General features: G+C 68.3%; 8 protein-coding genes. 3 read left to right on the top strand and 5 right to left on the bottom strand.

Annotated elements, in window-relative coordinates; genetic code table 11:
- A partial coding sequence (locus VGH85_13795) for a VOC family protein (GenBank protein ID HEY2174876.1) occupies window positions 1–226 on the top strand: 226 nt, incomplete at its 5' end.
- 32 nt (window positions 227–258) lie between these two features.
- Window positions 259–1,653 (top strand): NAD(P)/FAD-dependent oxidoreductase, encoded by a 1,395-nt coding sequence (locus VGH85_13790; GenBank protein ID HEY2174875.1) that lies wholly within the window; start codon window positions 259–261, stop codon window positions 1,651–1,653.
- Here the strand turns inward: VGH85_13790 and VGH85_13785 are convergent.
- The 5 genes from VGH85_13785 to VGH85_13765 are packed head-to-tail and all read right to left on the bottom strand — an operon-like array spanning window position 1,625 to window position 6,074.
- The gene (locus VGH85_13785; GenBank protein ID HEY2174874.1) at window positions 1,625–1,795 is read right to left on the bottom strand and encodes a hypothetical protein; all 171 of its coding nucleotides are present in this window, start codon (window positions 1,793–1,795) and stop codon (window positions 1,625–1,627) included. The two genes, VGH85_13790 and VGH85_13785, sit on opposite strands and share 29 nt — an antisense overlap.
- Window positions 1,792–3,300 carry a glycosyltransferase family 2 protein gene (locus VGH85_13780; protein HEY2174873.1) on the bottom strand — a complete coding sequence of 503 codons (1,509 nt, stop codon included), beginning with the start codon at window positions 3,298–3,300 and terminating at the stop codon, window positions 1,792–1,794. The genes VGH85_13785 and VGH85_13780 overlap by 4 nt, the downstream gene beginning before the upstream one ends.
- The gene (locus tag VGH85_13775) at window positions 3,297–4,025 is read right to left on the bottom strand and encodes a PHP domain-containing protein (GenBank protein ID HEY2174872.1); all 729 of its coding nucleotides are present in this window, start codon (window positions 4,023–4,025) and stop codon (window positions 3,297–3,299) included. Before VGH85_13775 ends, VGH85_13780 begins: the two co-directional genes overlap by 4 nt.
- Window positions 4,022–5,029 (bottom strand): ATP-grasp domain-containing protein, encoded by a 1,008-nt coding sequence (locus VGH85_13770; protein ID HEY2174871.1) that lies wholly within the window; start codon window positions 5,027–5,029, stop codon window positions 4,022–4,024. Before VGH85_13770 ends, VGH85_13775 begins: the two co-directional genes overlap by 4 nt.
- Window positions 5,019–6,074, bottom strand: coding sequence for a response regulator (locus tag VGH85_13765; protein ID HEY2174870.1), 1,056 nt, complete (start codon window positions 6,072–6,074; stop codon window positions 5,019–5,021). Before VGH85_13765 ends, VGH85_13770 begins: the two co-directional genes overlap by 11 nt.
- Before the next feature lie 273 nt (window positions 6,075–6,347).
- Between VGH85_13765 and VGH85_13760 the strand changes: the two genes are divergently transcribed.
- Window positions 6,348–9,674 (top strand): response regulator, encoded by a 3,327-nt coding sequence (locus tag VGH85_13760; GenBank protein ID HEY2174869.1) that lies wholly within the window; start codon window positions 6,348–6,350, stop codon window positions 9,672–9,674.

The following is a 9,674-nucleotide window of genomic DNA, read 5'->3' as shown; positions in this document are numbered from 1 at the left end:
CGATCCCGGCGGCACGCGTCCGCGGCTGTTCTTCCAGTTGGTGCCCGAACCCAAGACGGCGAAGAACCGGTGCCATCTCGATCTGCAGGTCGGCGCGGACAAGGCGCAGGCGGAGGCCGAACGTCTGGTCGGATTGGGCGCGAGTCAGATTTGGATCACCAGTGACCGGGGGCCGGTCACCTACACGTTGCGCGATCCGCAGGGCAACGAATTCTGCGTCAGCTGAGCAACGGTTCGCAGTCGACGGGGGTGGCCGGCTTGACTGTCGGGACCTACGACGACGGACGAGCGCAGGTCCCTGGCGGGGTGACCGGGCCGGTCGAGCGGGTCGCGATCGTCGGCGCGGGGATCGCCGGACTGACGGTCGCGAATGCGTTGACGCATGCCGGGGTCGACTGTGTCGTGCTGGAGGCTCGTGAGCGGACCGGCGGTCGGCTGCACACGGTCGACCTCGCCGGTGCGCCGGTCGACATGGGCGGCTCGTGGATACACCACCCGGCCGGGAATCCGTTGCGTGCCTTCGCCGACCAGGTCGGTGTCGTCTGCCGCCCGGGCAACCCACTCGCCGGCCTGGCCGGTTACGACTGCGGCGAGCGCCGTCGGCTGTCGCCGTCCGAGGTCGAGGAAAGTCTGGCACTGCAGTTCGACGCCTTTCCCGACGCGGTGGCGCGGCTGGGCACCGATCTCGGCCCGGATGCGTCGGCCGGGGACGCCATCGACGCCTTCATGGCCGGTGCCGGCCTCGCGCCCGGCCCCGCCAGACGAGCCCGGCAGGCGCTACGCGCGGTCGTCGAGGCCGACGCGGCGGACCTGCCCGAAAACCAGTCGTTGCGCTGGCTGTGGAACGAGATCGAGTACGGCGGTGACTACTTCGGAGATCTTCCGCGCGCGGGCTATCGAGGTGTGGTGGACGCGATGGCCGGCGGGCTCGACGTACGCCTGGGTGTCGAGGTCGACGAGGTCGCGCTCTCCGCGGCCGGTGTGCGGGTCCGATCCACCGATGGCCAAGCGGCGGATGCCTCGCACGTCGTGGTGACCGTGCCGCTGGGTGTGCTGAAGCGCGGCGTGCCGCGTTTCGCGCCGGACCTTCCGGCAGATCGGTGGGCTGCCGTCGAGCGTCTCGGGTTCGGCCGCTACGAGAAGGTGGTGCTGCGCTTCGACCGGTCGTTCTGGCGTGCCGCAGGTCTCTCGCACCTCATGCTCTTCCCCCGTGACCCCGACGCGTCGGCGATCTGGGTGATCGATCAGGAGGCGTTCGGCGCCGGTGCGACGCTGGTGTTCCACGTCTTTCACGCCGCAGCGGGCCACCTGCTGGCGGCGACCGATGATGCGGCCGCCCGGTGGGCCCTCGGCAAGCTCGCCGAGGCGGTGGGGGGCGAGTGTCCGGCGCCGTCGGCCGTCGCGGTGACCCGGTGGGCCGACGATCCCTACTCAGCCGGTGCCTACTCCCACGTCCCGCCCGGCGCGAATCCCGCCGACCTCGATCTGCTCGGTGAACCGATCGGCGGCCGGCTCCTCTTCGCGGGAGAGCACACCCAGAGCGCCCGGACCGGCTTCGCCGACGGCGCATTGACCAGCGGCATCCGCGAGGCGAAACGACTGCTGGGCAGGCAGAGCGTAGCGCTCAGAGGAAGTACAGCTGGCGCGCGATGATCAGCAGTGCCACGAGCACGACGACGAGCAGGGCCTTCTTCCACAGCCCGCGCTCGTAGCGGACCGCGTCGGCGACCTCGGCGTCGAAATCCTCGCGGTCGGTAGGCGGGTCCGCCGGGCGCGTGGTCGTCGGTCCGGTCATGACGTCAACGCCACCTTCCCGGTCTTCTCGGTCTTGTCCCACACCAACTCGGCGTGGCGCATCTGCTTGACGTACGCGGAGAAGGTCATGACGCACAGCAGTGGCCCGTAGCCGCCGACGTAGACCAGAGCAGCGGCGATGCGGGGACGTCGCCCATCCGCCTCGATCACCTTGGCCAGCCAGGCAACGACCATGCACCCGCACAGCCAGACGTAACAGAACAGGACGATGGCGTCCGCCGCCGCACCGGTGGGGAGGAGGTCGATCGACCTGAGGCCGGAGGCGATGTAACGGCTGAAGAGGATCGGCACCAGGGTGTAGAGCATGATCAGGACCGAGATCAGCCCGGGGAAGAGCGCGGCCTGACGCCAGGTCTTCCGCCCCGTGCGCGGGTCGATCAGCAAGGTGAAGCCGGTGATGAAGAGGTAGCAGGCGGCACTGGTGATCCACAGGATGTGGAACGCCTGCCATGCCACGTTGTGATTGACGAAGAACAGTACGACGAGGCTGGCGGACGCGAGAATCATCAGCAGTGGTTGCAGGAAGAGGCTGAACCAGAGGAGGCCGAAGAGTGTGCCGCCGAGACCGTTGCCCTTGGCGTGTCTGAACCAGACGTGCTTGTAGTGGCTCGTCACCTGCACATTGCCCCGCGCCCAGCGCAACCGCTGTTTCCACAAGGCACCGATGGTCGCCGGCTCCTCGGCGAGCACGATCGCATGCGGCTCGAAGACGACGCGTCGTCCGCCGAGCTGGGTGTTGAACGTCGTGAAGGTGTCCTCCGCGAGCGATGACGTGTCGATCCGGCCGCCGAGCGCCTCGAGGTTTTCGCGGGAGTGCAGCTGCGCCCCGCCGGCGAGGCAGGCCAGTGCACCGAGGACGTTCTGCCCGCGCCGCGCCGCGGCCTGCGCCGTGATGTATTCGTAGCCGATGAAACGCGTCAGGTAGGTCCCGGTGGCGCTTCCTTCTTCGATGTACGCCGTGACCGCTCCGACGTGCGGATCGGCGAGGTGGCGGGCCATCTTGCGGAGCGAGTCGGGGCGGTAGATCACGTCCGCGTCCATGATCAGCACCGCTTGCATCCAGTCGTCGGCGAGGACCGCGTCCAGGCCGTAGTTGAGCGTGTGCGCCTTACCCTGTCCGCCGTTCTCCCGTCGCAGCGGCCAGACGTTGCCCGGATATTCGGCCTCCTTGGCCGCGAGGATCTCTGGCGTCTCGTCGGTGCTTCCGTCGTCCACGACGTAGATCCGGATCCGGTCCTTGGGATATTCCAGCCGCATGAGCTGGTCGACCGTGGTTCCGATCACCGCGGCCTCGTTCCAGGCCGGAACGATCACCGCGGTACGCGGGAAGATCGGCTCGCACTCGGCGTAGTGGTTGCGACGGCCGTGCAGCGTGACGAGCACGAGTTGCATCGTCCCGGCCAACAGCGGTACGACACCGACGAGGACGAGGGCGATCAGCAGCCACAGTCCGATGGAGGCGAAAACGTGGAGGACCGAGCTCATGCGGGCCAGCGTTCCCGGGCCGCGTCCTCCAGCAGTACTGGCACCCGGCGGTAGACGCCGACATCACGTGCGTGGTGGCTGTCGGTGCTGGTGACGACCCGCACCCGGGAAGCGACGAACGCGGCCAGGACGCGCCCCTGCGGGCATGCCCACTTCTCGTTCACCTCCACGATGGCGCCGGTGGCGATGGCGGTCGCGGCGAGCAACCGGAGGTGGTCCTCTTCGACCTGGCACTCGTCGAGACCCATCTTCGGCAGCAGGCTGAACAGGTGGGCGAGTTGGGGCCGGTCGACCTTCAGCATCGCGCGGGCGGTGCTGAGCACCAGGATGTCGATGACCTGGGCAGGTGTCATCTCGCCGTCGTCGAGCCGGCGGCGGACCTCGCGCGGATGGATGGGTCCGTCGGTACCCGGGAACTGATGGTCGGCGATGAGCACCCGGCCGAGTTCGGGGAGGTCGGGCGGCATATCGAGGCGTCCCGAACTGTCGAGCAGCTTCGCCTCGACGCCGTACATGATCCGCAGTTGGTCGGAGTGCGGAGCGCTCTGGACCGTGCTGACGAAGTCCGGCACCCAGGTGGTGTCGACCCGGACATGATCGACCAGGCACAACGTGGCCAGCCCGATCTTTTCCGCGGCTTCGATGTTCTCCGCGATGCTGCTCTGCCCGTCCGAGAACGTCGAGTGGACGTGCCGGTCCTGTGGGTCGTCGGGTAGCTCGGTCATGCCGGCACGGCCTTCCCCTCGACCGGCAACGTCGCCGGGTCGAAGAACCGCTCCTCCAGGAATCTCACCATCACCAGATCGATGTGGTCGACCGCCGTCGGCAGCTTCCGGCCGCATACGGCGTCCAGGCACAGCCTGGGCATGTCCACGCCGCTCGCGACGGTGAGCGGCATCGACCCGGGGAACCGCGGGTTCACCTCGAGCAACGCCGGTCGGCCGACGCGGTCGAGTCGCACCTGCACGTTGGAGACGAGCGTGAGGCCCACCGCCCGGACGACCGCGCGGGCGATCGCATCCAACTCCGGATCGTGCAGCGTCCGCCCGGCGACGGACACGCCGGAATCGACCCGTAGCCGCGCTCTTGGCACCACCGCGAGGACCCGACCGTCCTCGTCGGCGAGGACGTCCAGGGAATACTCCTGACCGGGCAGGTACTCCTGCACGATCTCGTGGTCTCCACGGGGGAGGGCGTGCAACTCGGCTGCGTCCTCGACCGTCCGCACACCACGTGATCCACTTCCCGATCGTGGCTTGACGATGACCGGATAGGTCCATGAGCGAGCGTCGAGGTCGTCCCCGAGCAGTTCCGTACGCGGCACGGCGAGCTGCCCGGAGCAGCGGCGGGCGAGGGCGAACTTGTCCAGGGTGCAGCGCAGCGCGTCGTCACTGGTCATGGCGATCCGGATGCCTGCTTCGGTGAAGCGGTGCCGGATCGTCGACAGCGGCAGCATCTCGGCGTCGACGGTCGGGATCACGATGGCGATGTCCTCGGCACGGCATCGCGCGAGGATGTGGGTGTTGAAGCCGTCGGCGGCACCGGGCGGGATGATCCATCGGCGGGGGCGGTCGACGAGGTAGAGGCCCGACGCGTAGATATCCATGTCGGCGGCGATGATCTCCACCGCCGGGTCGTGTTGCAGCGAGCGGATTACCGCGACGCCGGCCGGGCCGCCCGCTCCGGTCACGAGAATCCGTAGTTTCTGCTCGCCCAGCTCAGGCAACATTGTCGGCTCCTTGGTGGGAAGAAGGCACGACAGAGGTGCCGGCCTGATCGCGGATGACCTCGAGCGGTTCGGCGAACCGGGTCTCGCCGTAGCGCGACCAGTACCGGGCCGTGGCCAGCACGATGTCGGGCTCGAGGTAGGGACGGGTCGCGATCTGCGAAGCGAAGCTGTTCAGGAGATCGAGCTTGTCCTGGGTGTATCCGTCGATTCCGGCGAACCGATTAGGACGGAAGTCCAACGTCGCCGACGGACTTTGGAAGCAGGCGAGGGTCGGTACCCGCCGCGCCGCCACGAGGGTTGCCTGGTGCACGGCCCGGTGGTCCTGGTGCAGGTCGTGGTCGCTGTGGGTGTAGATGATCGTCGGGTCGATCTCGGCGATCACCCGCTCGACCGCGCCGACCGTCGGGTCCGACTGTGAGATCCGGGTGTCCGGCATGTCCTCCAGGAAGAGTTGGGCGCCGAGGAACTTCGCGGCGTTCGCCGATTCGTCGGCCCGTTCACCGGCACCACCGCCGCGCGCGCCCCGGGTCAGGGTCAGGATCGCCACCTTGTCGCCGCGGTAGCGGTGCAGTGCCAACAGACCGCCGACGCCGATCTCGACATCGTCGGGGTGTGCCCCCACGGCGAGCACGACCCGCGTCGGGCCGGTGGCCGACCTGCGCCCGGACCGGCCGAGCGCGGTGATCTTCGAGACGAAGTCGACGGGCTCGAGCGGCTTGAGGATGAATTCGTCGGCCCGGTGACGGAGCGCCCGCACGGCGTACTCGATGTTGGCGTGCGCGGTCATCACGGCGACCGGGATGCCGGGGCGGCGGGACCGGACCTCGTCGAGCAGTTCCAGCCCGCTCATGCCGGGCAGTTCGACGTCGGTCACGATCACGTCGAAGTTCTCGCTCTGCACCAACTCGAGGGCATGGGTGGGTTCGGCCGTGCAGACGACCTCGACGCCGCTGGCGGCGCCGAGGGTCGACTCGATGAACACGGTGGCGACCGGGTCGTCCTCGATGACGAGGACCCGCATCGTGTTGGGCGGTTGCGTCGTCATGGAATCGCTCCTCGGGCCCTAGCGCGCCGACGCGGCGCCTCGGTAACGCCCGGCAGGGAGGATCGACTCGCCCCGCATCGAATACTACGCGTAGCAGGCATGACACTTTGGGTGATCAGCTGTGGTGCTGGACGGCGGGCGGGGAAGGTCGCGAACCCCGTCGTGGTCGGTCGCGCGAGGTTACTGTCGGTAATAGAGCAGTGACGATCTCACCCCACCTTGCGGCGCGGGACCTCGTTCACGCTTCCCGACAAAGTGTGCGATGGGACAGGAATGACGTCGAATGGTCACCGCGCGGCTGCCATCAAGTCGGAGAAAGCGGACGCCACCTGGCTGATCCCGCCCGAGCTCGGCCGCCGGGTCGTTGAGACGGCCGACGAAGGCATCTGGGTTCTCGACGACGGCGGGGCGACGGTGTTCGCCAATCCCAAGATGGCGGCCATCCTGGGATACCCGGCGAACGAATTGGCGGCGTTGTCGGTCTACGACGTGCTGGACGAGCAGGGCGCAGCGGCCGCTGCCGGCAATCTCGCGCGCCGCCGCCGTGGGCACGTGGACGAGTTGGAGTGCAACTTCGTCCGTAAGGACGGATCCCGCACCTGGGTACTGATGCACGCGAGTCCGCTGCACGACGGGGCGGGTGACTATCTCGGTTCGCTCTGCATGGTCGGCGAGATCAACGAGCGCCGGCGCATCGAGGAACTGCTGCTCGAGAGCAAGCAGCAACTGGCCGACGGTCAGCGGGTCGCCCACCTCGGCAGCTGGGAGTGGGAACCCGCGTCCAAGCGGACCAAGTGGTCGGAGGAGATGTTCCACCTCTTCGGCATCGCCGGCGGCGTACTGCAGGCCGAAACCTTCTTCGATTCGGCGCTCGTCAGCGACCAGGTGCACGCGGACGACCGGCACAAGTTCCTGGTGGGCGCGGAAGCGCTCGAGCGGGGTGAACCGCACTTCGAGCACGACGCGCGCGTCATCCGACCCGGCGGTGAGGCGGTCTGGATCCGGTGGCGGGGGAAGGCCGTGCGTGACCCGGCCGGCGACATCGTCCGCGTGCTGGGCACCGCACACGACATCACCGCGACGAAGCGGTCCGAGGCGGAGTTGCGTACGACGTCCGCCCGCTACCGGCTACTGCAGAAGATGGCGTTCGCGGCCAACGAGGCATCGACGCTCGAGGGGGCACTCCAGGTCGCCGTCGACCAGATCTGCGCCCACACCGGCTGGGCGGCGGGCCACGCCTACGTACCGTCCGACCAGGCCGTCGACGGTCTGGCTCCGTTGCCGGTCTGGCATGTCGACGAACCGGCGTGGATCCAGGCGTTCCGTACGGCGAGCATGACCATGCGCGACGGCGAATCCCGCGGCCTGGCCCGCCGGGTCCTCGTCGGGGGAAAGCCGGCGTGGACGGATCTGCGGAATGACCACGATCTGGCCCGGTTGAAGGTGCCGCTGGCGCTCGGCTTCCAGGGAGCGTTCGCCTTCCCCGTCCTGGTCGGCGACGACGTCGCGTGTGTCTTGGAGTTCTTCGCCCGGAGGCCGATCGATCCCGACGAGGCGGCGCTGGAGATCATCGGCCAGGTCGGCACCCAACTCAGCCGGGTGGCGGAGCGGGTGGGAACGGCCGCCGACCTTGCCGCCGCGCGGGATGCGGCCATGGAGTCGTCGCGGCTGAAGTCGGAATTCCTCGCCACCATGAGCCACGAGGTTCGTACGCCGGTGAACGGAATCATCGGCCTGACCGGGCTGATGCTCGGCACGGATCTCGACTCCCGCCAGCGCCAGTACGCCGACGGCGTGAAAGGCGCCGGCGAGTCACTCCTCACGATCATCAACGACATTCTCGACTTCTCCAAGATCGAGGCCGGCAAGCTCGACCTCGAGGTCATCGACTTCGATCTGCTGGACGTCGTCGAGGGTGCGGTCGAACTCCTGGCCGAAAGCGCGCGGAAGAAGGGCCTCAACCTCGTCGCCACCTGTCATCCCCATCTACCGACGGCGCTGCGCGGGGATCCAGGACGACTCGGCCAGATCCTTGCCAACCTGGCGTCCAACGCCGTCAAGTTCACCCGGGAAGGTGAAGTCATCGTCCAGGCCCGGCTCGTCGAATCCGGTGACATCGGCGTCGTCGCCCGCTTCGACGTATCCGACACCGGTATCGGCATCGCGGAGGAGGACATGCACCGGCTGTTCGAGCCCTTCTCGCAGGTCGACGCCTCAACGACCCGCATCTTCGGCGGAACCGGGCTCGGACTGGCGATCTCGCGGCAGCTGGTCACGGCGATGGGTGGTGAGCTCACCGTCCACAGCGACGTGGGCCGTGGGACGACGTTCTCGTTCAGCCTTCCGCTGAAGCGACAACCCGACACGGTCGGAACGAGCGCGAAGCCTACCGACCACCTGCTGCACGGTCTGCCCACGCTCATCGTCGACGACAACAAGACCAACCGGATGATCCTCTTCGAGCAGCTCGCTTCCTGGCAGATGCAGCCGGTGATGGTGGATGGTGGCACGGCGGCGTTGGCCGAACTGCACCACGCGGCGGAACAGGGGGAGCCCTACGCACTGGCGTTGGTCGACATGTGCATGCCGGATATCGACGGGCTGGATCTGGCGCGCCTGATCTCGGCCGACGACGCGCTCGGGGCGACGAGCATGGTGCTCCTGACCTCGGCGACCGACGTCCGGTCCAAGGTGGCCAGACGGGCCGGCTTCGTCGACATGCTCACCAAACCGGTCCGGCAGTCCCAGCTCTACGACTGCCTCGTCCACATCGTCGCGCCGCCCGGACCGACCGAACCGAAACAGGGTCCGTCGCCCGAGGAAGGAACGCACCGGGGCCGCATCCTGGTCGTCGAGGACAACGCCACGAATCAGATGGTTGCCACCGGAATTCTGGATCAGCTTCGCTACCGGTCCGACGTGGCGGCCGATGGCCTGAAAGCGCTCGACGCACTCGCCGCCGCCGACTACTCCGCCGTCCTGATGGACATCCAGATGCCCGGCATGGACGGGTACGAGGCGACCGGAGAGATCCGCCGTCGCGAAGGAAAGGCGCGACACACACCCATCATCGCGATGACCGCGCATGCCACCCCGGGCGACCGGGATCGATGTCTTGCCGCCGGGATGGACGACTACATCGCCAAGCCGGTCCGTCCTCGGGACGTGGCCGCTGCGCTGACGAAGTGGGCGCAGGAGACCGAGGTGCCAGCCCGCCCGGACCCGGCCGAGCCTCCCGCGTCGGATCCGATCGACGAAGACCGCCTCGCCGTCCTGCGCCAGGTGAATCCGAGCGACGGTTCGCTCCTCCCCAGGCTGATCGAGGCGTTCGTTGGCGACCTGCCCGGCACGCTGGACGAGATCAACGCGGCGATCGACGGCGCGGATGATGATGCGCTCCACCGCAGCGCCCACCGGCTCAAGGGTGCGGCCCTCACCATCGGGGCGGCCGCGGTCGGCGCCGTATGTGAGCGGCTGGAAGGTGTGACCGGTGCGGGCGATCACGAGGCTCGGGAGCTCCGCGATCTGCTGGCCACCGAGATCGACCGGGCCACCGAGGCACTCCGTGCGCTCGCCTCGGACCGCTCAGCGGCCGGGTAG

The sequence above is a fragment of the Mycobacteriales bacterium genome (assembly GCA_036497565.1).
GTDB lineage: Bacteria > Actinomycetota > Actinomycetes > Mycobacteriales > QHCD01 > DASXJE01.
Note: the sequence above shows the minus strand (reverse complement) of the source record. Positions and strands in the feature narration are given on the sequence as shown.

Coding starts and splice junctions, on each gene's coding strand:
- VGH85_13785 (HEY2174874.1), bottom strand. CDS start 1,795: ATGACCGGACCGACGACCACGCGCCCGGCGGACCCGCCTACCGACCGC.
- VGH85_13780 (HEY2174873.1), bottom strand. CDS start 3,300: ATGAGCTCGGTCCTCCACGTTTTCGCCTCCATCGGACTGTGGCTGCTG.
- VGH85_13775 (HEY2174872.1), bottom strand. CDS start 4,025: ATGACCGAGCTACCCGACGACCCACAGGACCGGCACGTCCACTCGACG.
- VGH85_13770 (HEY2174871.1), bottom strand. CDS start 5,029: ATGTTGCCTGAGCTGGGCGAGCAGAAACTACGGATTCTCGTGACCGGA.
- VGH85_13765 (HEY2174870.1), bottom strand. CDS start 6,074: ATGACGACGCAACCGCCCAACACGATGCGGGTCCTCGTCATCGAGGAC.
- VGH85_13760 (HEY2174869.1), top strand. CDS start 6,348: ATGACGTCGAATGGTCACCGCGCGGCTGCCATCAAGTCGGAGAAAGCG.